Source organism: Micromonospora sp. SD12 (assembly GCF_052068495.1).
Taxonomy (GTDB): domain Bacteria; phylum Actinomycetota; class Actinomycetes; order Mycobacteriales; family Micromonosporaceae; genus Micromonospora; species Micromonospora echinofusca.
The window spans coordinates 109675-133067 of the sequence record NZ_JBQHDF010000013.1 but is presented as its reverse complement, the minus strand read 5'-3'; the positions used below and the strand labels follow the sequence as shown (position 1 = coordinate 133067).

19 protein-coding genes and 1 pseudogene are annotated in these 23393 nt (G+C 73.5%); 11 read left to right on the top strand and 9 right to left on the bottom strand.

What is annotated here, in order from left to right:
* Positions 1-67: 67 nt before the first annotated feature.
* Together ACTMS2_RS22160 and ACTMS2_RS22155 are read right to left on the bottom strand one after the other, a co-directional pair.
* Complete coding sequence (locus ACTMS2_RS22160; RefSeq protein WP_441177095.1) at positions 68-784, bottom strand: class F sortase; 717 nt, start codon at positions 782-784, stop codon at positions 68-70.
* Positions 768-1856, bottom strand: coding sequence for a hypothetical protein (locus tag ACTMS2_RS22155; RefSeq protein ID WP_441177094.1), 1089 nt, complete (start codon positions 1854-1856; stop codon positions 768-770). Before ACTMS2_RS22155 ends, ACTMS2_RS22160 begins: the two co-directional genes overlap by 17 nt.
* Positions 1857-2425: 569 nt before the next feature.
* Here ACTMS2_RS22155 and ACTMS2_RS22150 point away from each other — a divergent pair.
* On the top strand, positions 2426-4213 hold the full coding sequence (locus ACTMS2_RS22150) for a glycoside hydrolase family 6 protein (protein ID WP_441177093.1): 1788 nt from the start codon (positions 2426-2428) through the stop codon (positions 4211-4213).
* Between the two features lie 112 nt (positions 4214-4325).
* Here ACTMS2_RS22150 and ACTMS2_RS22145 read toward each other — a convergent pair whose 3' ends face one another.
* The 5 genes from ACTMS2_RS22145 to ACTMS2_RS22125 all read right to left on the bottom strand — a co-directional run bounded on the left by ACTMS2_RS22145 (position 4326) and on the right by ACTMS2_RS22125 (position 8636).
* On the bottom strand, positions 4326-4697 hold the full coding sequence (locus tag ACTMS2_RS22145) for a hypothetical protein (protein ID WP_363899298.1): 372 nt from the start codon (positions 4695-4697) through the stop codon (positions 4326-4328).
* Between the two features lie 93 nt (positions 4698-4790).
* A complete protein-coding gene (locus tag ACTMS2_RS22140; RefSeq protein ID WP_441177092.1) occupies positions 4791-5099 on the bottom strand; it encodes a hypothetical protein in 309 nt (102 codons plus the stop codon).
* A gap of 15 nt (positions 5100-5114) precedes the next feature.
* Positions 5115-6773, bottom strand: a complete 1659-nt coding sequence (locus tag ACTMS2_RS22135) for a sodium:solute symporter family protein (protein WP_441177091.1) — start codon at positions 6771-6773, stop codon at positions 5115-5117.
* A gap of 293 nt (positions 6774-7066) precedes the next feature.
* Complete coding sequence (locus ACTMS2_RS22130; protein ID WP_441177090.1) at positions 7067-8032, bottom strand: hypothetical protein; 966 nt, start codon at positions 8030-8032, stop codon at positions 7067-7069.
* 10 nt (positions 8033-8042) lie between these two features.
* Positions 8043-8636: a hypothetical protein gene (locus ACTMS2_RS22125; RefSeq protein WP_441177089.1), complete on the bottom strand. Its 594-nt coding sequence runs from the start codon at positions 8634-8636 to the stop codon at positions 8043-8045.
* Between the two features lie 174 nt (positions 8637-8810).
* Between ACTMS2_RS22125 and ACTMS2_RS22120 the strand changes: the two genes are divergently transcribed.
* From ACTMS2_RS22120 to ACTMS2_RS22080, 9 genes and pseudogenes are all read left to right on the top strand, one after another.
* Positions 8811-9230, top strand: coding sequence for a Fur family transcriptional regulator (locus ACTMS2_RS22120; RefSeq protein ID WP_441177088.1), 420 nt, complete (start codon positions 8811-8813; stop codon positions 9228-9230).
* Between the two features lie 32 nt (positions 9231-9262).
* Positions 9263-10753 (top strand): catalase, encoded by a 1491-nt coding sequence (locus ACTMS2_RS22115; protein ID WP_441177087.1) that lies wholly within the window; start codon positions 9263-9265, stop codon positions 10751-10753.
* A 232-nt stretch (positions 10754-10985) separates the two neighbouring features.
* Positions 10986-13391: pseudogene (locus tag ACTMS2_RS22110) on the top strand (sensor histidine kinase); the annotation flags it as partial.
* A 254-nt stretch (positions 13392-13645) separates the two neighbouring features.
* A complete protein-coding gene (locus ACTMS2_RS22105; protein WP_357723646.1) occupies positions 13646-14065 on the top strand; it encodes a roadblock/LC7 domain-containing protein in 420 nt (139 codons plus the stop codon).
* The gene (locus ACTMS2_RS22100; protein WP_363899319.1) at positions 14055-14444 is read left to right on the top strand and encodes a DUF742 domain-containing protein; all 390 of its coding nucleotides are present in this window, start codon (positions 14055-14057) and stop codon (positions 14442-14444) included. Before ACTMS2_RS22105 ends, ACTMS2_RS22100 begins: the two co-directional genes overlap by 11 nt.
* Positions 14425-15027 (top strand): GTP-binding protein, encoded by a 603-nt coding sequence (locus ACTMS2_RS22095; protein ID WP_441177086.1) that lies wholly within the window; start codon positions 14425-14427, stop codon positions 15025-15027. The genes ACTMS2_RS22100 and ACTMS2_RS22095 overlap by 20 nt, the downstream gene beginning before the upstream one ends.
* A gap of 134 nt (positions 15028-15161) precedes the next feature.
* Complete coding sequence (locus ACTMS2_RS22090) at positions 15162-16199, top strand: lactonase family protein (protein ID WP_441177085.1); 1038 nt, start codon at positions 15162-15164, stop codon at positions 16197-16199.
* Between the two features lie 142 nt (positions 16200-16341).
* Positions 16342-18102, top strand: coding sequence for a substrate-binding domain-containing protein (locus ACTMS2_RS22085; protein WP_441177084.1), 1761 nt, complete (start codon positions 16342-16344; stop codon positions 18100-18102).
* Positions 18103-18315: 213 nt separating this feature from the next.
* Positions 18316-19797, top strand: a complete 1482-nt coding sequence (locus ACTMS2_RS22080) for a sugar transferase (protein WP_441177083.1) — start codon at positions 18316-18318, stop codon at positions 19795-19797.
* A 6-nt stretch (positions 19798-19803) separates the two neighbouring features.
* Here ACTMS2_RS22080 and ACTMS2_RS22075 read toward each other — a convergent pair whose 3' ends face one another.
* Positions 19804-20934, bottom strand: a complete 1131-nt coding sequence (locus ACTMS2_RS22075; protein ID WP_441177082.1) for a PP2C family protein-serine/threonine phosphatase — start codon at positions 20932-20934, stop codon at positions 19804-19806.
* Positions 20935-21030: 96 nt separating this feature from the next.
* Here ACTMS2_RS22075 and ACTMS2_RS22070 point away from each other — a divergent pair, with 96 nt between their 5' ends.
* Entirely contained in the window at positions 21031-21564 is a 534-nt protein-coding gene (locus ACTMS2_RS22070; protein WP_441177081.1) for a MarR family winged helix-turn-helix transcriptional regulator, read from the top strand.
* A gap of 100 nt (positions 21565-21664) precedes the next feature.
* Here ACTMS2_RS22070 and ACTMS2_RS22065 read toward each other — a convergent pair whose 3' ends face one another.
* Positions 21665-23335, bottom strand: coding sequence for a SpoIIE family protein phosphatase (locus ACTMS2_RS22065; RefSeq protein WP_441177080.1), 1671 nt, complete (start codon positions 23333-23335; stop codon positions 21665-21667).
* Positions 23336-23393 lie beyond the last annotated feature (58 nt).

Genomic DNA, 23393 nt, shown 5'->3' with positions numbered 1-23393 from the left:
GGCCGGTCGGTGTCCCGACCGGCCGGGCCGCGCCGTGCCGGGCGGTGGCCTCCGCACGGCCGCCGGCTCACACCGGCATGGAGGCGAAGACGACCACGTTGTCCGGGTAGCTGCCGGCGGCCTTGTCGAAGGTGCCGCCGCAGGTGACCACGCGCAGGCCGGGTCGGTCGCTGGGACCGTAGACCTGCTCGGTCGGGAACTGCGTCTTCGGGTACGCCTTGACCGACTCGACGGTGAAGGTGGCCTGTTGGCCGTCCTCGCGGGTGACGGTGATGGTGTCGCCCGGTTGCAGGGCGCCGAGGGAGAAGAAGACCGCCGGCCCGATCTCCGCCGAGTCGACGTGCCCGACGATGACCGCGTTGCCGATCTCACCCGGGCTGGGCCCCGGCTCGTACCAGCCGGCCAGCTGCGCCCGTTCGAGCGGGGGCACCTGGACGGTGCCGTCCGGGTTGGTGCCGAGCGGCATGATCGAGGCGTCGACCCCGATCCGGGGGATGGTGATCGTGGTGGGGGCGGAGCGGGCCAGGCCGGTGCCGTTGCCGTTGCCGGTGTCGAGGTCCGGGTCCGCGTCGGGGGCGGGCACGTCGGCGACCGCCGGCCCGGTGCTGACGGGCGCGGCCAGCGGCTGCGGGGGCAGGGGAGCGGGCGCGGTCTTGAGCGAGGCGCCGATCAGGCCCGCGCCGACCATGGCGACCACGACGACGACGGCCGCGCCGGCGGCGCGCCACGGTCTCCCGTGACGGCCGCCGGCCGGTGTCGCCGTCGTGTCAGACGAAGGACTCATCGGTCCGACGCCGGCGCATCAGCACGAGGCCGCCCAGGGCGGCAGCGCCGATCAGGCTCGCCCCACCGGCGGCCAGGCCCCGGTCGGTGCCGGCGGCGGCGCCACCGTCACCACCGTCGACCCCGCCGCGCGGCAGCACGACCAGTTCGCCCTCGCCGCACGAGCCCTTGAGCTCGTAGCGGCCCGGCTTGGCGTGCTCGGACACCTCGGCCTCGCCGTAGTAGACGAAGTCCCGCTTGTGCTTCCAGCGGTCCTCGCCCTTGCCGTTGCCCTCGGACTCCTCGTCCGACCAGCCCTTGTGGTGGCCCTTGCGGTCGTACTCGTCCGACCAGCCCTTGCGGTCCTCGCGGTCGTACTCGTCCGAGCCGTAGCTGTTCGAGCCGTACTCGTGCTCGCGACCCTCGCGGTCGCCCCTGTCGTGGCCCTTGTCGCCGCGGTCGCCCCCGGCGTCCTGGCCGTGCTCGTGGCCCTTGTCGCCGCGGTCGCCCTCGGCGTCCTGGCCGTGCTCGTAGCCCTTCCAGTCGCGCTCGCCCTCGTCGCCGGCGGCGTCGGCGGCGCCACCACCCTGGCCGTTGGCGGGCGGCTGTCCACCGTTGGCGGGCGGCTGGCCACCGTTGGCCGGGGGCTGACCGCCGTTGGCCGGCGGCTGCGGCCTCGGGGTCTCGTCCTTGCCGTCCCCACCCTTGTCGTGGTCGCGGCCCTTGTCGTGGTCGCGGCCCTTGTCGTGGTCCTTGCCCTTGTCGTGGTCGCGGCCCTTGTCCTCGTGGTCGCGGCCCTTGTCGCGGTCGCGGGAGTCCTCGTCGCCGCCACGCCAGTGACCCCGGCCCTCAGCCGGCTTGAGCTTCACCTTGCCGGTGACCTTCGACCAGACGTAGGCGTGCTCCTGCGGCTCGGGGCAGACCTCGAGCAGCTTGACCGTGTCGCCCGCCTTGACGACGTGCGGCTTGGCGTAGACCTTGCCCTCGTCCTCGTGGTGGCCGTCCGCCAACGCGATCCCCGGCGTGAACACGAGCAGGGAAGCGCCACCGAGGGCAGCGCCCGCAACGACCTTCCCGAGCATCTTGTTTGCCATGACCTGCGTCACTCCATCCCTGTTGTCCTGGGCTCGGTGACAACCGAGCTACCGATGACGTTAGACCGTTTCATGAGCTATGAAGGGAAAGATTCGTGTTTTTGCAGCTTCGTGGGGCTAAGCCCCCTAGGGCCGCTACGCCGCTTTAGTCGGCCGCCGCGCGGGCCGGGCGGTTCGCCACCGCGGGCGTGCCCCGGTGCTCCTCGGGCGGCGTGACGCCAGCCCGGCCGGATCGTCCCGTCCCGCCCGCCCCGCCGGATGTCGGCGGCCCCGGGGGCCTCGGCCGTTTCATCGAGCCATTGCCATGGAAGCGCTCCCATGCAAGAATCGCTGCACGCGGTTCGGGGAGCCACACCGCGCAGGCAGGAGTCGAGGGCACCGGTTCGCCGGACGACGTCCCGCCTCCCGGCCGGCACGTCGTTGCCGGTCGGACCACCACCAACACGCCCGTCCGGGTCGGGCACCCCCCGAAGAAACCCGTGGCACCGGCGGTCGTCCACGCAGGACGCCCATCGGGCCGTAACGCCGGGCCGTTCGCGGATCCGGTCTCGCCCAAGGAGATCAGTGGCATGAATGTGTGGAGAAGGCTGTCCGGCCCCCGCCGGGCCCTCGCGCTCGGCGGCGCGGGCGCCCTGGTCGCGGGCGGGCTGGTGACCCTGCCGGTCACCGTGGCGCACGCCGCCACCCAGTGCGACGTGTCGTACACGACCAGCGACTGGCAGGGCGGTTTCACCGCCACCGTCAACATCAAGAACATCGGCGACGCCCTCAACGGCTGGACGCTGGGCTTCACCTTCCCCGACGGCAACCAGCGGGTGCAGCAGGGCTGGTCGGCCCGCTGGTCCCAGAGCGGCCAGAACGTCACCGCGCAGAACGAGTCCTACAACGGCGCGGTGGCCAGCGGCGCCACGGTGAGCATCGGCTTCAACGGCGCCTGGAGCGGCAGCAACCCGAAGCCCACCTCGTTCACCCTCAACGGCGTGACCTGCAACGGCGGCACCCCGCCCACCACCACCCCGCCCACCACGGCCCCGCCGACGACGCCGCCCCCCACGACGCCGCCGCCGACCACCCCGCCGCCCACCACCCCGCCGCCCGGGCAGCGGGTGGACAACCCGTACCTGAACGCCAAGGGGTACGTGAACCCGGAGTGGAAGGCCAAGGCCGAGTCGGTGCCCGGCGGCAACCGAGTGTCGAACAACCCGACCGCCGTCTGGATCGACCGGATCGCCGCCATCAACGGCACCCCGGACAGCAGCTCCAACGGCGCGATGGGTGTCCGTGACCACCTGAACAAGGCGCTCGAGCAGGGGGCGAACTACATCCAGTTCGTCATCTACAACCTGCCCGGCCGCGACTGCGCCGCGCTGGCGTCCAACGGTGAGCTGCGGGCCGACGAGCTGCCGCGCTACAAGGCCGAGTACATCGACCCGATCGCCGCGATCCAGGGCGACCCGAAGTACGCCAGCCTGCGGATCGTCAACATCATCGAGATCGACTCGCTGCCGAACCTGGTGACCAACACCTCCGGCAACCCCGGCGGCACCGCGATGTGCGACACGGTGAAGGCCAACGGCGCCTACGTCAACGGGGTCGGCTACGCCCTGTCGAAGCTGGGCGCGATCGGCAACGTCTACAACTACATCGACGCCGCCCACCACGGCTGGATCGGCTGGGACAGCAACTTCGGCCCGACCGCGCAGATCCTGAAGGACGCCGCCGTCGCCTCCGGTAGCACGGTGAGCAACGTGCACGGCTTCATCGTCAACACCGCCAACTACTCGGCGCTGCGTGAGCCGTACATCAAGATCACCGACAACGTCAACGGCACCAGCGTGCGGCAGTCCAAGTGGATCGACTGGAACTTCTACGTGGACGAGCTCTCGTTCGCCCAGGCGTTCCGCAACGAGCTGGTGGCCAAGGGCTTCGACTCGAAGATCGGCATGCTGATCGACACCTCCCGCAACGGCTGGGGCGGCACCGCCCGGCCCACCGGCCCGGGCGCGACGACCAGTGTCGACACCTACGTCAACGGCGGCCGGGTGGACCGTCGGATCCACGCCGGCAACTGGTGCAACCAGGCCGGGGCCGGCCTGGGCGAGCGGCCGAAGGCCGCGCCGGAGCCGGGCATCGACGCCTACGTCTGGGTGAAGCCCCCGGGCGAGTCGGACGGCTCGAGCAAGGAGATCCCGAACAACGAGGGCAAGGGCTTCGACCGGATGTGCGACCCGACCTACACCGGTAACGCCCGCAACGGCAACAGCATGAGCGGCGCCCTGCCGGACGCCCCGATCTCGGGCGCCTGGTTCCCCGCGCAGTTCACGCAGCTCATGCAGAACGCGTACCCGGCGCTCTGAGACCGGAGCCCACCCGCCGCTGGCAGTAGGTGAGGCGCTCCAGCGGCAGGTTCCCCGGGCCCCCGGCCCGACCGTCCGACGGTCGGGTCGGGGGCCCCCTCGCGTACGCCGGTCAGGGCACCGTCTTCTCGATCGCGGCGCGACCCAGTTCGGCCAGGTCCCGGCGGGCCCGTTCGACGTTCTCCGGCGTGATGTCCTGCCCCCGGGCCGCCACCAGGTCCTCCGGCTCCCAGGGCTGCTCCGCCCCGGTGCGGATGTCGTCCGGGGCCGCGCCCGTGCCGGTGCCCGTCGCGCCGGTGCCGGCGGCGTACGGGTCGCCGATCAACTCGTCGCCACCCGCCTCGTCCCCGGGCCCGGTGAACGACGGAGTGTCGCGATCGGCGCCGCCCCCGGTCATCAGCTGCGCGATGCCGGTGTCGTCCTCGGCCGCCGCGGCCATCTCCGGGCTCTCCTCCAGCGGCCGGTCACGGTCACGATCCGTCATGTCGCTGCCCTCCCGTCACCAGGTGGTGTCTCCTGATCCCGCTCGCGTACCCGGCGTGGCGGTGCCCATGCCGGATACCGGCGGCGGGACGGCTCAGCGCTCCTCCCCGGAGGTCTCCGGCGGCTCGACCGGGTTGCGCCACTGCCAGAGCAGCATCAGCACGCCGAAGACGAGCATGCCGAGGCCCGCCCAGAGGTTGATCCGGACGCCCTGGGCCTTCTGCAGGGCGGAATCGCCGTCGAAGATCCCGATCAGGGTGACGATCGCCCCGTACGCGGTGAAAAGGCCACCGATCACCCGGCGGATGTCGAACAGCCGGGCGGCGGCCGAGCGGCGGCGGGCCTCCTCGGTGGCCCTGACCGACCGGTCGTGCCCGTGCGGGTTGAGGTTGTCCATGCTCATGGCGAGGACCCCTTCCTAGAAGAACGGCACGTAGAGCAGGAGGGAGAGCGCGACCGCGATCAGGCCGAGCAGCACCGGCGAGCGCCACCAGACCGCGTCCCCGGTCAGCACGTCGCCCTTCACGTCGACGGCGCCCATGCCGTAGACCAGCCCGCGCAGGTCCTCGTCGCGCTTCTTCGTGGTGAACGGCGTGACCACCGCCGCGACGACGGCCGCCGTGACGAACGCGATGCCGGCGCCCCAGAAGCTCTCCTCCAGGTCCGAGTTGAAGTGCACCACCCCGGCCTTGTAGAGCAGGTAGGTCGCCAGCGCCGCCAGGGTGCCCAGGAGCAGGGAGAGGAAGCCGGCCGCCGCGCTCATCCGGCGCCAGAACATGCCGATGATGAAGGTGGCGAACAGCGGCGCGTTGAACAGCGAGAAGAGTGCCTGGATGTAGTTCATGATGTTGCTGAACCCGGCGGCGATGAACGCGGTGCCGATGCCGACCAGCACGCCGCCGACCGTCGCCCACCGGCCGATGCGGATGTAGTAGTCGTCGGGGCGGTCCCGGCGCACGTACTGCTGCCAGATGTCGTAGGTGAACACGGTGTTGAAGCCGCTCACGTTCGCCGCCATGCCGGCCATGAACGACGCGACCAGGCCGGTCACCGCGATGCCGAGCACGCCGTTGGGGAGCAGGTCGCGCATCAGCAGGGGGATGGCGTTGTTGTAGACCAGGTCGCCGCTCTCCGCGCCGAGGCCCTGCACCGTCACCAGGGCGACCAGGCCGGGGATGACCGTGACCACCGGGATGAGCAGCTTCGGGTACGCGGCGATGATCGGCGTACGCCGCGCGGCACTCATGTTCTTGGCCGACAGCGCGCGCTGCACCTCGGCGAAGTTGGTGGTCCAGTAGCCGAAGGAGAGCACGAAGCCGAGGCCGAAGACGATGCCGATCCAGTGCGCGCCGAGCGGGTTGTCGGTGCCGCCGGTGTCCTGCCAGGTGTGCAGCCCCGCCTCGCCCAGCCTCGACTCGCGCACCGCGTCCATCAGGCCGGCGACGCCGCCCACCTTGACCAGTCCCAGGATCGTGATCGGCAGCAGGCCCGCGATGATCACGAAGAACTGGAGCACCTCGTTGTAGATCGCCCCGGAGAGCCCGCCCACGGTGATGTACGCCAGCACGATCAGCGCGCCGATCACGATGGCGACCCAGAGCGGCCAGCCGAGCAGCGCCTGCATGATCAGTGCCAGGGCGTAGAGGTTCACCCCGGCGATGAGCACCTGGGCGACGGCGAAGCTGAGCGCGTTCAGCAGGTGGGTGGGGCGGTTGAAGCGCAGCCGCAGGTACTCGGGCACGCTGCGGACCTTGGAGCCGTAGTAGAACGGCATCATCACGATGCCGAGGAAGGCCATCGCCGGCACGGCGCCGATCCAGTAGTAGTGCAAGGTCATCGCGCCGTACTGGGCGCCGTTGGCGGCCATACCGATGATCTCCAACGCGCCGAGGTTGGCGGAGACGAAGGCCAGTCCGGTCACCCAGGCGGGCAGGGAGCGCCCGGAGAGGAAGAAGTCGACGCTGGTCTTGATGGCCCGCCGGGCGGCGAAGCCGACACCGAGCACCGTGACGAAGTAGAGCGCCAGGATGCCGTAGTCCAGGACGTTCATGTTCAGCCGCAGGCCATCGCCGTCCATCCCGGTAACCCTTCGTCAACCGTCCGTGCCCGTTAGTGCGCGCGCCCAATTACCCCGAATGCGCACTTTCACGCCTGCGGCGGTCAAAAGTCCGCCGCGGGCCTCCCCGGCCCGGCCGGCCACGGCACCCTCCGGACCGTCACCGGGACCCGTCGACGCGGCGGCGCCCCACCGGGCCGGATCACCGGGCGCTGCGCGCCGTGCACACGAGGCACCCCGGCGGCGGCGTCCCGGGCCGTGGACGCGACGACGCCCCCGGCCGGTCGGCCGGGGGCGCCTTGTGGGAACCGGGGTCAGCGCCCGAGGACCCGGTCCAGGAAGTCGCGGTAGTGGCGGACGGCCATCCGGAGCTGCTCGGTGTCGGACGAACCGGCGTCCTGCCAGCCGCCCAGCTTGTTCTTCTGCGCGGACAGCGCCGAGGAGAGCGCCTGGATGGCCTCGTCGACCAGCGACTGGGCCTCCCCGGCCGCCGCGCGGGGGTCGTCCACGAAGCGGAGCTGGACGTCCCGCCAGCGGTCCCGGAAGCCCTGCGCCATCGCGGGGTCGAAGAGGCTGGCCGGTTCGGCGGCCACCGTGGCGCCCGCCGGCCGGTCCAGACCGGCGGCCTCCAGCTTTCCGGCGCCCGCACGTCCGGCCGGCGCGTGCTCGGCGTCCGGGTCGACCATCGCCGGCGTGGCGCTGCCGTACCCGGCCGCACCCGCCTTCGCATCGTCGGTCAGGTCGGCCCGGCGCTCGGGGCGGCCGTCGACGGCGTCCGGGGGCAGCACCTCCGCGTCGCCCCGGCGGGGCTGCCGCTCGTCGGGACGGGCGTCGCCGAGCCCGACGGAGCGGTGGAACTCCGCGGTCGGGTCCGCCCGGCGGCCCTCCCGGGGGCCGCCCGCGGCGCCGTCGCCCGGCCGCGCGGTCGACTCCGTACGCGGGTCGGGTTCGTCCTCGGGAAGCGGGCTGGCCAGGGCGGACGCGGCGACCGCGCCGCCGACGCTGGTGGCGCCGAAGGCGGTCGGCACCGGCCCCGGCTCGTGGAACTCGGCGCGGTCGCCGTCGGCGTCCCGCCCGTCCGTGCGGGTCCTGCCGGTGCCCCGGCCGTGCGACGACTCGTCGCCGGCGACCGCCGGGTCGTCGAAGGTGCCCCGGTCGTCGAGGGCGTCCTCGGGTACGTCGGCGCGGCCGGCCCGGTCGCCCGGAGGCGGCACCGGCACCGGCTCGGACCGGACGGCCTCGGGGTGCTCGTTGCCCACCCGCTGCTCTTCCTGGCGCATGGTGATCCTCCTAGCGGCTCGTGGCGTCGTGCTGGCTGTCCGGGTTGCGCTGCTCTGCCGGTCGGGCCGCGACCGGCTCCTCGCCGAGCAGGTCGGCGAAGAGGGCGCGGTAGTGGACGACGGCCTGGCGCAGTTCCTCGGTGCTCGCCTCGCCCCGGGAGTTGCGCAGGTGGATCTCGTGGGCGTCGCGGTAGTGGCCCAGCGTGCGGGCGTGCTCCACGGAGAGGTGGGCGATCTGGTCGGCGAACTCACCGGTGGGGTAGCCCCGTTCCGCGATGAGCCGGGTGACCAGTTCGTCCGCGTCACCCACGGTCTCGGCGGGGGAGTCGACGAAGCGGACCTGGAGCTCCTCCCACGCGGCGGCGTAGCGGGCCCGGGACTCGGGGGCGAGCGGGGTGAGCGTGAGATCCGCGTGGCGACGCTCCCGCTCCCGCAGTTCCCGCTCGGCGGCGGTCCGGCTGTCCTGCTCGGCGACGGCGCGGTCGTACTCGGGCCCGAAACGCGACCGCAGCGCGCGGCGGCGGGCGTACGACCGGGCGGCCACGGCCACGGCCGCGATCACCAGCACGACGAGAACTATGACGATTACCTGCGTGGGCGACATGGCTCCTCCTTCGTGGGTGGTATTCCCTCCGCTCGGTGATCGCCAATCCCGTTCCGGCGCACTTTCCTGACGAACCCGGCGGTGGCCCCTTCCCCGGCCGGGCATGACGAGTCACACAGCGTGATCGGGAGCCTAAAACTTGACTCGTTCCAGAAAACGAGCTTGGGTGGGGTGATGCCGGTCGGATCCGATGTCGAACGCCTGCGAGCTGCGGGGCTGCGTGTCACGCGGCCCCGGCTCGCGGTGCTCGCGGCGGTGCGCGACCGGCCGCACCTGGATGCTGACACGATCACCCGAATCGCCCGGATCCGCCTCGGGCGGATCTCCCACCAGGCGGTCTACGACGTTCTGCACGCGCTCACCAACGCGGGACTGCTGCGCCGGTTCGCCCCGGCCGGCGGGCCGGCCCGGTACGAGCTGGGCGGCGACGACCACGACCACCTGGTCTGCCGGGACTGCGGCGCGATCGTCGACACCCGGCGCAAGCGGGCCCCCGGGCCCTGCCTCGACCCCGGGGCCTCCGCCTTCGCGGTGGAGTCCACCGAGGTCACGTACTGGGGCCGGTGCCCCGCATGCCAGCCGCGACACGGCTGACGCCAGCCGCCACACCGATCTGGAGGAGAGCCATGAGCGACCCGCAGGCCAGCAGGCCGATCCTCACCACCCGTCAGGGTCACCCCGTGCACAACAACCAGCAGCAGCGGACGGTCGGCTCGCGCGGCCCGGCGACGCTGGAGAACTACCACTTCCTGGAGAAGATCAGCCACTTCGACCGGGAGCGGATCCCGGAGCGGGTGGTGCACGCCCGCGGCTTCGTCGCGCACGGCGAGTTCGAGGCGTACGGGACGATCGGCGACCAGCCGGCGTCGACGTACACCCGGGCCAAGCTGTTCCAGACCAAGGGCAGGAAGACCCCGGTCACCATCCGCTTCTCCACCGTCATCGGCGGGCGGGACTCCTCCGAGGCGGCCCGCGACCCGCGTGGCTTCGCCGTGAAGTTCCGCACCGAGGACGGCAACTGGGACATGGTGGGCAACAACCTCCAGGTCTTCTTCATCCGCGACGCCATCAAGTTCCCCGACGTGATCCACTCGCTGAAGCCGGACCCGGTCACCTTCCGCCAGGAGCCGAACCGGATCTTCGACTTCATGTCGAACACGCCCGAGTCGATGCACATGCTGACCTGGCTCTTCTCCCCGTACGGCATCCCGAGGAACTACCGGACGATGCGCGGTTCCGGGGTGAACACCTACCGCCTTGTCAACGCCGAGGGCGAGGGCGTGCTGGTCAAGTTCCACTGGCTGTCCCAGCAGGGCGAGCACAACCTCACCCAGGCCGAGGCGGACGCCATCCAGGCCACCGACCTGGGTCACGCCTCGAAGGACATCTACGAGGCGATCGAGCGCGGCGACCACCCGAAGTGGGAGCTCAACGTCCAGGTCATGAGCGACGACGAGCACCCGGAGCTGGACTTCGACCCGCTCGACGACACCAAGATCTGGCCGGAGGAGGACTTCCCCTACCTGCCGGTCGGCATGATGACGCTCAACCGCAACATCACCGACCACCACGACGAGAACGAGCAGATCGCCTTCGGCACCGGCGTGCTGGTCGACGGCATCGACTTCTCCGACGACAAGATGCTGGTCGGCCGGACGTTCTCCTACTCGGACACCCAGCGCTACCGGGTCGGCCCGAACTACCTCCAGTTGCCGATCAACCGGCCGCGCGAGGACGTCCGGGTCAGCACCAACCAGGGCGGCGGCCAGATGTCGTACGGGGTGGACAACCGTGGTGCCAACCCGCACATCAACTTCGAGCCGTCCTCGGTCGCGGGCCTCCAGGAGGCCGACGAGTCCTACCGGGAGTACCGTCCGTTCGTCTCGGGCCAGATCATGAAGGCCCCGATCGAGCGGCAGAACAACTACTCCCAGGCCGGTCGGCGCTACCGCGAGATGGACGACTGGGAGCGCGACGACCTGATCCTCAACCTCACCACCCTGCTGTCGCAGTGCGACAAGCACATCCAGGAGAAGATGGTCTGGCACTTCAGTCAGTGCGACTCCGACTACGGTCGCCGGGTCGCCGAGGGCCTCGGCATCGCCGTCGACGCCTGACCCGTACCGCCCACGAACGCCCCGCCGGCCCCCGGCGGGGCGTTCGTCGACTGTGGACGATCGGGCCGGTGGGCCCGACGCGACGGACGGTAGTGCATCGGGCGAGGATTACGTATCCTGCCCAAGGCGTCCGCCGGACCTGCCCGGCAACCGCGGGCCGGAACGGTCCGACCGCGACGCTGCCCGGCCGGCGCCGGCGCCCCCGCAGCCACACCTTCCGGGCGAGGTCTGATTGAACACCCGCGACTGGCCGATCCGCTCGAAGCTGACCGCACTGGTCGTCGTGCCGGTGACCGCGCTGCTGGCGCTCTGGATCTTCGCCACGACGCTGACCTTCGGGCCCGCCCTCGACCTGCTCGCCGCCCGCACCCTCCTCTACGACCTCGGCCGTCCCGGCGAGACCGTGGTGGCCGAGCTGCAACGGGAGCGCCGGCTGTCGGTGGTGCAGTTGGCGGGCGACGGGGACGCACCGGGGCTCGCCGAGCAGCGGCAGCGGACCGACCGGGCGATCGCCGAGCTGCGCCGCCGGGTCGGCGGGGAGGACCTGCGCGACGCCGCCGACGACATCCTCGACGCCCGGCTCGACCAGCTGGCCACCGCCCTGGAGGCGCTGCCGGCCGGGCGGGGCTTCATCGACCGGCGCGCGGTGGACCGGGCCGGCGCGGTCGGGCTCTACAGCGGCATGATCAATTCGGCCTTCCAGGCGTTCTCCGCGATGGCCAACCTGCCGGACCGCGACCTCAACCGGCAGGCCCTCGCCGTCACCGCGCTCGGCCGGTCGCGGGAGCTGCTCGGGCAGACCGACGCCCTGCTCGCCGGGGCGTTCACCGCCGGCCGGTTCGCCGACGGCGAGCACCTCCAGCTCGTGCAGACCATCGGCAACCAGCGGTTCCTCGCCGAGACGGCGGTCGCCGACCTGCCGGACGCCGAGCGCGCCGCGTTCCAGCGGTTGACCGAGGGGGAGGCCTTCGGTCGGCTGCGGTCGATGCAGGACACGCTGGTCGACGCCGGGTCCACCACGCGGCCGGCGGTGGACCCGGTGGCCTGGCAGGAGAGCTACCAGGCGGTGCACGAGGCGCTGCGGGAGTTCGAGCTGGCGCAGGCCGACGGGCTCGCCGAGCGGTCGGTGCCGTCGGCCGTACGCATCCTGGTCCGGCTCGGCGCCGCCGGCGTGCTGGGGCTGGCCGCCGTCGTGGTCTCGGTCCTCGTGGCGCTGCGGGTCGGTCGTAACCTCGCGCACCGGCTCACCGGCGTACGCACGGCGGCGCTGGAGACGGCCGAGCGCCGGCTGCCCGACGTGGTGGCCCGGCTGCGCCGGGGCGAGCAGGTCGACGTCGCGCGGGAGGCGCCCCCGCTGGAGTACGGCGGCGACGAGATCGGCCAGGTGGCGCGGGCGTTCACCGAGGTGCAGCGCACCGCGGTCCAGTCGGCCGTCGACGAGGTGACCCTGCGGCGCGGCCTCAACGAGGTGTTCCTGAACATCGCGCGGCGCAGCCAGGGGCTGGTGCACCGGCAGCTCGCGCTGCTGGACCGGATGGAGCGGCACACCGAGGACCCGGACGAGCTGGCGGAGCTGTTCCGCGTCGACCACCTCGCCACCCGGCTGCGGCGGCACGCCGAGGACCTGGTCATCCTGGCCGGGGCGGCCCCGGGTCGGGGCTGGCGCAACCCGGTGGCGACGGTCGACCTCGTCCGGGGTGCGATCTCCGAGGTCGAGTCGTACGACCGGGTCGACATCACCGCCGTGGCGCCCGCCGGCGTGCTGGGTCGGGCCGTCGGCGACGTGATCCACCTGCTCGCCGAGCTGATCGAGAACGCCACCGCGTTCTCGCGGCCGCAGACCCGGGTCGAGGTCGCCGGGCAGCACGTGGCGAACGGCTACGCGATCGAGATCACCGACCGGGGCCTGGGCATGTCCGCCGCCGCGCTGGAGGACACCAACCGGCGGCTGGCCCGCTCGCCCGACTTCGAGCCGACCGAGACCGCCCGCCTCGGGCACTTCGTGGTGGCCCGGCTGGCGGCCCGGCACGGCGTCCGGGTGCGGCTGCGCCCGTCCGACGGTGGCGGGCTGACCGCCGTGGTGCTCATCCCCGCCGACCTGGTCACCGACGAGCCCGCCCTGGCCCCGACCGGCGGCCCGCCGGTGACGCGCCCGGCCACGGGGACCCCGGAGGAGCGGCGGCTCGCCCGGGCGAGCCGGCTGAGCACGCTGCCGCGCCCGGCCCGCTCCGCCGAGCCCGCCACGGCGGCTCCGGCCCCCGCGCGGCCGGCCGAGTCGTCCAAAGGTGCCGCAGCGCGCGGCGCGGCTCCCGGCGGTCCGGTCCCGGGCGACGCGGCTGTCGGCGGTCCGGTCCTGAACGGCGCGGCTTCCGGCGGCCCGGCCCCCGTCGAGGCGGTCGGGGAGATCGACGGGCTGCCGCGGCGGGTGCGCCGGCGGCCGGCGGCGGTCCGGCCCCGGGCGGCGGCCCCGGGCGGAGGGCAACCGACCGCAGGGGACGGCCCGGGACGCGGGTCCGCGCTGGACGGCCCGACGCTGCGGCAACCGGTGATCGAGAGTCCCGCCCCGCGCAGCCCGGAGGAGGCACGGCGAGCCATGTCCGCCCTCCAGGCCGGCACCGCCCGAGGCCGCGCGGCGGCCACCGGCGCGGCTCCGGAGGGGGCCTCCGCCGCGGCGGCCACCGCACCCGCGTCGGAGCGGGCCGCCTCCGCCGTGGCGGCCACCGGCCCGGCTTCCGGGCAGGCCGCCCCGCACGCCACCGTGGCGGCCGTCGGCGCGGCTCCCGGGCAGGCCACCGCCGACGGGCCGGGCCGGCCACGCGAGGACCCGAGCGCGACGCCGGCCGAGCGGCCGGTGGACCCCGAACCGATGACCGCGACTGAGAGGGACGCCTGATGCATCCGACGAGGCAGAGCGCCGATCTCGACTGGTTGCTCGACGAACTGGTGGAACGGGTGCCGCCCGCCCGGCAGGCGGTGGTGCTCTCGGCGGACGGGCTGCTGATCGGCTCCTCCGCCGGCATGGACCGCGCCGACGCCGAGCACCTCTCCGCGCTGGCCTCCGGCTTCTCCAGCCTGGCGCGGGGCGCGAGCCGGCAGGTGGCCGGCGGCGCGGTCCGGCAGACCGTGGTGGAGATGGAGTCCGCGTACCTCTTCGTCACCGCCGCCGGGCAGGGCGCCTGCCTGGCCGTCGTCAGCGACGCGGACGCGGACATCGGCCTGGTGGCGTACGAGATGGCGATGCTCGTCACCCGGGTCGGGGAGAACCTGAGCGCGCCCGCCCGGTCGACGGCGGGGGTCGCCGATGCGGGCTGAGTCGCCCGGGCCGCAGCACGAGTGGCTGGACGACGACGCCGGCCCGGTCGTGCGGCCCTACACCCTCACCGGCGGCCGGGTGCGCTCCGCCGCCGACGGGTTCGACCTGGTCGCGTACGTGCTGGCCGAGGCGGCCGCCGACCCGACCGTCCACCCCGAGCTGCACCCCGAGCACCGGCGCCTGGTGGAGTTGGCCGCCCGGCCGGTCCCCGTCGCGGAACTCGCGGCCGACCTCGACCTCGCGGTGGGCGTGGTCCGCGTACTCCTCGGCGACCTGCTGGCGCGGGGCCTGGTCGCGGTACACCAGCCGACAGCCGCCACGTACCTGCCCGACGACGACATCCTCAAGGCGGTGGTCAGTGGACTCCGTGCGCTATGACCGAACCGGATCCGGCTCCCGGATCCCGCTCGCGCTCAAGATCCTGATCGCCGGGGGGTTCGGCGCCGGCAAGACGACGCTGGTGAGCGCGCTCAGCGAGGTCCGGCCGTTGCAGACCGAGGAGGTGCTGACCGGCGCCAGCATCGGCACCGACGACCTCTCCGGCGTCGAGGCGAAGTCGACCACGACGGTGGCGATGGACTTCGGCCGGATCACGATCAACGAGGATCTCCAGGTCTACCTCTTCGGCACCCCGGGACAGGACCGGTTCTGGTTCCTCTGGGACGAGCTGGCGTTCGGGGCGCTCGGCGCGGTGGTGCTCGCCGACACCCGTCGGCTGGCCGACTGCTTCCCGTCGATCGACTACTTCGAGCAGCGGGGCGTCCCCTTCGTGGTGGGGGTGAACTGCTTCGACGGCGCCCGGAAGTTCAGCCTGGAGTCCGTACGCCAGGCGCTGGACCTCGACCCCGACGTGCCGCTGGTGCTCTGCGACGCGCGGGACCGGCAGTCCGGCAAGGAGGTGCTGATCGAGCTGGTTGAGCACGTGGCCCGGCAGCGCGGCGAGCCCGTGCCGACGGCCTGACCGCCCGCGGCGGCGGTCCCGGCGGGCGTCAGCCCGGCCGGCCGCCGCGATTCGGCGGGGTTTTCGGGGCTAAGCGGGCGGCCCAGCGGGAAGGCTGGTGGGATCGGTACGGGAATTGACGGAGGGCGGATCCGGTGACAGGTCAGGGCGAGATCGTCCACATCGGCGGCTACACGGCGCACAGCGGGGGGCGGGGCACCGGCATCGTCGCGGCGCGGCGGGACCCCGCCTCGGGTGAGCTGACCCTGCTCGGCACCGTCGCGACGACCCCCTCGCCGTCGTTCCTCGCCCGGCACCCGCGGCTGCCCGTGCTGTACGCCGTGAACGAGCTGCCCGACGGGCAGGTGAGCGCCTTCCGGGTCGGCGCCGACGGCGACCTCACCCCGCTCGGCACCCGGCCCACCGGGGGCGCGGAGCCCTGCCACCTGGCGGTCGTGCCGGGCGGCGACCACCTCGTCGTGGCCAACTACGGCGGCGGCAGCGTGACGGTGTTCCCGCTCGATCCCGACGGGGTACCCGGCGAGCGCAGCGACCTGGTGGAGCACGAGGGGCACGGGCCGGACCCGGAACGCCAGGACCGGGCGCACGCCCACATGGTGAACCCGGCTCCGGGCCGGGGCCCGCTGCTCGCCGTCGACCTCGGCACCGACTCGATCTACCGCTACGACCTGGATCCCGCCACCGGCCGGCTGGTGCCCCGGGCGCCCCGGGTGCGTACGGCCGCCGGCCTCGGTCCCCGGCACCTGGCCCGGCACCCCGACGGGCGGCGCTGCTGGGTGGCTGGGGAGCTGGACGGCTCGGTCACCGCCTACGAGCTGACCGACGACGGGGCGCTGCACCAGCGGGGCCGGGTCGAGGCCAGCGACCGGCCCGGGCACGTCCAGCCGTCGGAGATCGCGGTCGGCCCGGACGGGCGGCACCTCTACGTCGCCAACCGGGGGGTCGGCACCGTCGCGGTCTTCGCCGTCTCCGGTGAGCTGCCGGAGCTCGTCGCCGAGGTGGACACGGGCGGCGAGTGGCCGCGGCACTTCGCCCGGGCCGGGGAGCACCTCTACGTCGCCGACGAGCGGGCCGACATGGTCCGGGTCTTCCGGGTGGACGCGGCCACCGGCGTACCGGCTCCGGTCGGGGAGCCCGTGGCGGTGCCGAGCCCGACCTGCGTGCTGCCCTGACCAGCCACGACGCCCACGACGTCACTCCGGCGGGGCGGCGCCGTCACGTAAAGTGACGATTTGGCGATCAACTATTTCTCCTGCGTAACTTTCGTCCGAACGGCCGTGGCAGTTGTCCCGACAGGTCCGCAAGATGGTCAGCGTGTCAGCAGGCCGCCATCGCATGCGTACGAACCTCCACGCAGCCACCGCAGCCGCCGCCGTGGGCGTCCTCGCCGTCACGGCCGGCGGCTGGTTCGGCTACCAGCAGCTGGCGCAACCCGACTGCTCGGGGCGGCTCGAACTCTCCGTCGCGGTGGCGGCCGAACTCGCGCCGGCGGTCGATGACGCCGCCGCGCAGTGGGTGAAGGACGGTGCCGCGGTGGGCGACACCTGCATCGCGGTGAACGTCACGGCGTCCGATCCCGTCGACGTGGCCGCGACGGTCGCCGCCAAGCACGGCGTCACCCTGGCCGGCGTGGGGCAGGCCAGCGGTACGTCGGTCAGCCCGGATGTCTGGGTGCCCGACTCCTCCACGTGGCTGCTCCGGCTCAAGACCGGCGGCGCCACCGCCTTCGAGCCCGGCAACGGGGCGTCCATCGCGCGCAGCCCGGTGGTCGTGGCGATGCCGGAGCCGGTCGCGACCCGGCTGGGCTGGCCGCAGAAGAAGTTCAGCTGGACCCAGCTCCTGCAACAGGTGCAGAGCGACAAGCCGTTGCGCACCGGGATCGTCGAGCCGACCCGCGACGCCGCCGGCCTGTCCGGCCTGCTCTCGCTGACGGCCGCCGCCAGCGCCTCCGGCGGCCCCGACGCCGAGAAGGAGAAGGTCGCCGCGCTGCGGGCGCTGGCCACCGACCGCTCGGCGCTGCGGCCGGACCTGCTCGCCCGGTTCCCCACCGCCTCGGACCCGACGACGATCGCGAGCAGCCTGGGTGCGGCGGCGCTCTCGGAAGAGGACGTGATCCAGTACAACAGCAAGAAGCCGCCGGTGCGGCTGGCCGCGCTCTACCTGGAGCCGGCGCCCGCGGCGCTGGACTACCCGTACGCGGTGCTGCCCGGCATCGAGCCGGCCAAGGCGTCGGCGGCGCGGGTGCTCTACGAGGTGCTCAGCAGCGACAGCTTCCGTGACCGGCTGGCGAGCCGGTCGTTGCGCGCGCCGGACGGCAACTGGGGTGCGGGCTTCGACGCGCCGCAGGGCGCGCCCAGCCCGGCCGGTGGCGCGCCGGCCCCGCCGACCAACGGTGGCGGCTCGGCTGCCGGCGGGCTCGACCCGCAGGCCATGGACCGGGCGGTCTCCAGCTGGTCGATCGCCACCCAGTCCGGCCGGATGCTCGCCGTCATCGACGTCTCCGGCTCGATGAAGGAGAAGGTGGCCAACGCCGGCAACGCGACCCGGCAGCAGGTCACCGTCGAGGCGGCCCGTCGAGGGCTGAACCTCTTCGACGACTCCTGGTCGATCGGTCTCTGGACGTTCTCCACGCAGCTGGTGGGCGCCCGCGACCACCGGGAGCTGCTGCCCATCGGGCCGTTGTCCCGCCAGCGCGGGAAGCTGGAGCAAGCCCTCGGCTCGATCCGCTCCTCGACCGGCAACACCGGCCTCTACGACACGGTGCTGGCGGCCTACCAGAAGGTGCAGGACAACTGGGAGCCCGGCCGGGTGAACTCGATCGTGCTCTTCACCGACGGCAAGAACGAGGACTCCGCCGGCATCACGCAGCAGAAGCTGCTGGGCGAACTCAACAAGATCAAGGATCCGGAGCGGCCCGTGCAGGTCGTGATCATCGGTATCGGCAGCGACGTGAGCAAGGCCGAGCTGAAGTCGATCACCGACGTCACCGGCGGCGGGGCGTTCGTCACCGAGGACCCGACCAAGATCGGCGACATCTTCCTCAAGGCGATCGCCTTGCGCAAGGCTCCGGCCTGAGCCGCCACGCAGCGCGGAGCGGGTCCGGCGTGCGGGACCGGGTGCCGTGGGCCCTTTCCCCGAAAGGGGTTCCTCGGGGAAAGTAGTGACGGTAATGCGTCCGAAGCAATCGGCGACCATGGTTGCCGGGGCAGGATGTCCTGGTGCCCCCGTGACGGGCCCGCGACCCGGGCCCGGCCGGCGGGCCGTCGGCGACCGAAGTGGGGAGGGCCGGTGACCTCAGCGACGCTGTTGACCCCCGCCAGCACGTCGTCGAGACCGGACGAACCACGACCAGGGCCGGCCCGCACCCGCGAGCGCGCCTACGTCCGCTCCCTGGTGGTGCTGGACACCACCGTCCTGACCGTCGCCGTGCTCGTCGGCTACGTCGCCCGGTTCGGCGACGACGCCCCCGGCGGCTCGAAGATCCCCTACGTCCTGGTAGCCCCGGGGCTGGTGCTCGCCTGGCTGGTCTCGCTGCGGGTGCTGCGCTGCTACGACGACCGCGTCCTCGGCTACGGCGCCGACGAGTACCGGCGGGTCGGCACCGCCAGCCTGCGCCTCGCCGGCGGCATCGCGATCGCCGGCTACATCGCCGACGTGGGCGTCTCCCGGGGATTCCTCGGCATCTCGTTCGCCGTCGGGATGCTCGGCCTGGAGGTGGCCCGGTTCGCCGCCCGCAAGCGGTTGCACCGGGCGCGGTCCGAGGGCGCCGGCTGGTCGCGCAAGGTGCTGGTGGTCGGCGACACCGCGCACGTGCTGGAGCTGGTGCACACGCTGCGCCGCGAGCCGTACGCGGGCTACCAGGTGGTCGGCGCGTGCATCCCGGACGCGCTGCTCGCCCCGGTGGCCCAGCGGCTGGGCGACGTGCCGGTGGTCGGTTCGTTCCGGGGCATCCCCGAGGCGGCCACCGCCATCGGCGCGGACACCGTCGCGGTGACCGCCTCCGGCGAGCTGACCGCCACCCGGCTGCGGCGCCTGGGTTGGCAGCTGGAGGGCACCGGCATCGACCTGGTGGTGGCCCCGGCGCTGACCGACGTCGCCGGCCCGCGCATCCACACCCGGCCGGTCGCCGGGCTGCCGCTGATCCACGTCGAGGCGCCGGAGTTCCGGGGGGCCCGCAAGCTGGTCAAGGGCTTCGTTGACCGGGCCGTCTCCTCAGTGGCCCTGACGCTGCTGCTGCCGTTGCTGGCCGCCGTCGCGCTGGCCATCAAGATCGACAGCCGGGGCCCGGTACTGTTCCGGCAGACCCGCGTCGGGCAGGGCGGGCGGGAGTTCGGCGTCTACAAGTTCCGCACCATGGTGGTCAACGCCGACGCCCTGCTGGCCGCGCTGGCCGCCCGCAACGAGACCGACGGCCTGATGTTCAAGATGCGCGACGACCCGCGGGTGACCCGGATCGGGCGGCTGCTGCGCAAGTGGTCGCTGGACGAGCTGCCACAGCTGGTCAACGTCCTGCTCGGGCACATGAGCCTGGTCGGTCCCCGTCCGCCGCTGCCCTCGGAGGTGGCCCGCTACGACGGCGACGTGGCCCGCCGCCTGCTGGTCAAGCCGGGCATGACGGGGCTCTGGCAGGTCAGCGGCCGGTCCGACCTGAGCTGGGAGGACGGCATCCGGCTCGACCTCTACTACGTGGAGAACTGGTCGCTCGCGGCCGACCTGACGATCCTGTGGAAGACCTTCGGCGCGGTGGTCAACAGTCGCGGGGCGTACTGAGCCCGCTCAGTCCTGCGGGCCCGTCCAGTCGAGGCAGACCACCACCGCGTCGTCGATCAGGTCGCCGGCGACGAACGCACGCAGGTCGCCGATCAGCGAGCGGACGGCGTCCAGCGGCTCCATCGGCCCGGTCCGGCGCAGGAACCGGTCCAGCGCGCTCTCGCCGTACCGGACGCTCTGCCCGGTGGCGTCGATGACGCCGTCGCTGACCACGAAGAGCCGGTCGTCGCGGCACAACTCGAAGCACTGCTCCTGGTAGTCGGTGGCCTCGAACATGCCGAGCGGGAACTGCGCCTCCAACGGCAGCTCCCGCACGTCCCCGTCGCGCAGCAGCACCAGGCGGGGCGACCCGGCGTCGACGACGGTGAGCCGCCCCGAGCGCAGGTCGAGCTCCATCAGCAGCGCCGCGATGTGCCGGTCGCCCCGGTGCAGGTCGTAGACGGCCTGGTCGGCGAGGGCGGCCTGGTCGGCGAGGCCGAGCCCGGACCGGCGGGCGTTGCGCAGCGCGTGGGTGGCGAGCGAGGTGAGCATCGCGGCGGCCACCCCCTCGCCCGTGCCGTTGATGGTCGACAACCAGACCCGGGTGCCGTCGTCGGACCAGTCGAAGCTGTCGCCGCGTACCGCGTACGCCGGTTCCAGCTGCCCGGCGAGGCGGAACGACGGGCGGGTCCGGCTGCGGCCGGGGAGCAGCTCCCACTGCATCTCGGCGGCGAGGGTGAGCCGCCTGCTGCGGCTTGCCATCCGGTACACGTCCGTGCCCTCGGTGACGGCGGCGATCTCGTGGGCGAGCGCGGTCGCGATCTCCGTCAGCTCGTCGAGCGCGCCCGGTCGCGTCGGCACGGGGGCCACCACCAGTACGCCCCGGCGTTCACCGCGCATCGACACGGGGAGGTAGCCGGTGTCGTCGGCGACGATCGGGGTCTGGTGGTCGAAGCAGCGCCAGGCGGGATGCCCTGGTGCGGTGACGGGCTCGTCCCCGAGCAGCGGCAGCAGGGCGGCCAGCCGGTAGTCGACCTGGAGCAGCTCCACCCGGGTCGTCCCGTAGCCCGCGGCCAGGACGTCGGCGATCCGGTCCAGCAGGAGATCGGCGGGCGCCTCGTTGAGGACGTGCCGTGCCCGGTTGACCGGTTCGCTCATCATCGCTCCTTCATCACGAGCCCAGACCAGTGGATTCGGAGTAGTCTCGGGCCCACCATGGCGGAAGTACACGGTCCCTACGGACCCGAGACGAGTATGGCCGTCGAGCTCGACGCGGTGGCCGGTGCCCTGCTGACGGTCTGGGAGGCCGCGCGCGAGCGCACGACCAGCCGGGTCTCGGGCGCGCAGTTGCGCGCGATCATGCTCGTCGAGCAGCACGAGGGAATCAACCTGCGCCGCCTGGCCACCGGGCTCGACATGCTGCTCTCCTCCGCCAGCCGACTCTGCGACCGCCTCGTGGCGGCGGGCATGCTGGAACGCGAGCCCGGCCGGTTCGACCGGCGGGAGATCGCGCTGCACCTCACCCCGGAGGCGCGCCGGCTCCTCGCGGAGCTGCGGGACGACCGGCGCCAGCAGCTCGCGGCGATCCTCGCCGACATGACCCCCGAGGGGCGGCAGGCCCTGCTGCGGGGCATGCGGGAGTTCGACGAGGCGGCGCGCCACCGCGACGCGTCCGTGGAGTCCGTCGAGGAGACCGGCCCCTGGCCGGGCGTGCCGAGGGAGCGCCCGGCAAGCCTGCCGACGCAGGAGCGGTCCGAAAACGGGCCGCGGGTGGCCAGGACGGCCTGACCCGGGCGCCCACGACCAGGCCGTCACGTTTCCGGCAGCACGGCGGCCGACGTGGTCCTGCCCAGCACCGTCGGGCGCTGCAGCTCGGCACGAGGGCGGGTCAGGCCGGCGCCGCCGCGACGACCAGCATCGCGATGTCGTCCTGGCTCTGCCCGTCGAGCCACTCGTCGAGGGCTTCCAGCAGCCGGTCGACCAGCTCCGCCGGCGTCGACCCGGCGGCCGCGGCCAGCGCCGCGTGCAGCCGTTCCTCACCGAACATCTCCTGACCGTCGGGGCCGCCCCGCGCCTCGATCACCCCGTCGGTGTAGGCGAAGAGCAGCTCACCGGGGGCGAGGCGGAACTCGGCCTCGGCGAAGCGGGCGGCGGCGAGCGCGCCCACCGGCATCCCGCCGACCGCGACGGGGCTGACCCCGCCGTCGGCGCGTACGCGCAGCGGGGACGGGTGGCCGCCGCCGGCGATCCGGACGGTGAACCCGCCGTCGGCCGCGCCGTCGAGGGTGCCGAGCAGCAGGGTGGTGAACTGGCTGCGGCGGGCGGCGTCCGGGGCGTCGAGGAGCGCCTGGTTGAGCAGCCGCATCAGCTCCAGGGGCCGCTGCTCGACCAGGCGCAGGGTCCGCAGGGACTGGCGGACCCGACCGGTGAGCACGGCCGCGCCGACGCCCTTGCCGGCCACGTCGCCGAGCGCGAAGATCGCGCCCCCGGGGACGGGGAACACGTCGTAGAAGTCGCCCCCGATGCGCAGCCGGTCGCCGGCCGCCCGGTAACCGCCGGCGAGGGCGGCGCCCGGTACGACCGGCAGGTCGGGCGGGAGCAGGCTGTGCTGGAGCACCCGGGCCAGGTGGACCTGCTCGCCGTAGAGGTCCGCGGCGCCGAGGGCCGTGCCCGCGCGGGTGGCGAACTGCCGGGCCAGCTCGACGTCGCGGCCGTCGAAGCCGGCACGCCCGGCGCGGCGGACCAGCACCAGGGCGCCGATGGTGCGCCCGGCGCCCCGCATCGGGCTGACCAGCACGGTGCCGGGGCGGCCGAAGTCGGCCGGCAGCACGGTGGCCGGGTCGGCCGCCTCCGCGTCCGGCCAGGGGGCCGGGCCCACCGCGTGGCCGGCCAGCGCCTCGGCCAGACCGGGCAGCGAGCCGGTCAACGACCACGTCGCCAGGCCTGTCGCCGGGGCGGCTTCGGTCCCGTCGTACCGGATCCAGTGCGGCTGATCCGCCGCCGGCGGGGGCGGCAGGTGCACCACCAGAGCCAGGTCGGCGAGGTAGGGCACGGGCAGGGTCGTGGCGGTGCGCAGCGTCTGCTCGCGTTGGAGGGAGAGCCCGAGCCGGTTGCCGGCCTGGGCGAGGAACACCGTGCGGGACCGCTCGACGTGCAGCGCCTCGGTGCGCGCGTGTTCCTCGGTGACGTCCCGCACGTACCAGGCGTGCCGCCCGTCGGCCAGGTCGCGCCGTACGCCACGCAGGCGGCGACCGCCGTGCTCGGTGTCGAAACCGTCCGCCCCGGCGCTGACCGCCCGCGCCACGGCCGGCACCGGGCAGGCGCGCAGGTCCGTGCCGGGCGTGAGCTCGGGGAGCAGTGCGGTGGCCGTCGCGTTGACCAGCGTCACCAGCCCCGCCCGGTCGACCGTCACGACCGCCTCGGTGAGCCCGTCGAGCACCTCGCGGGTGAGCCGGGGATCGGCCGGCGGCGCGGTGCCGGGGGAGCGGCCGGGGTGGGGGTGGGCGGGTCGCCCGCCGTCGGCCGGGCCCGTGACACCGCCTCGGGAAGCGGTGGTCACCGCCGCTCGCCGGGCACCCCGGTCTGTCGACCTGTGCGCATGCTGGTCGTGCACTCCT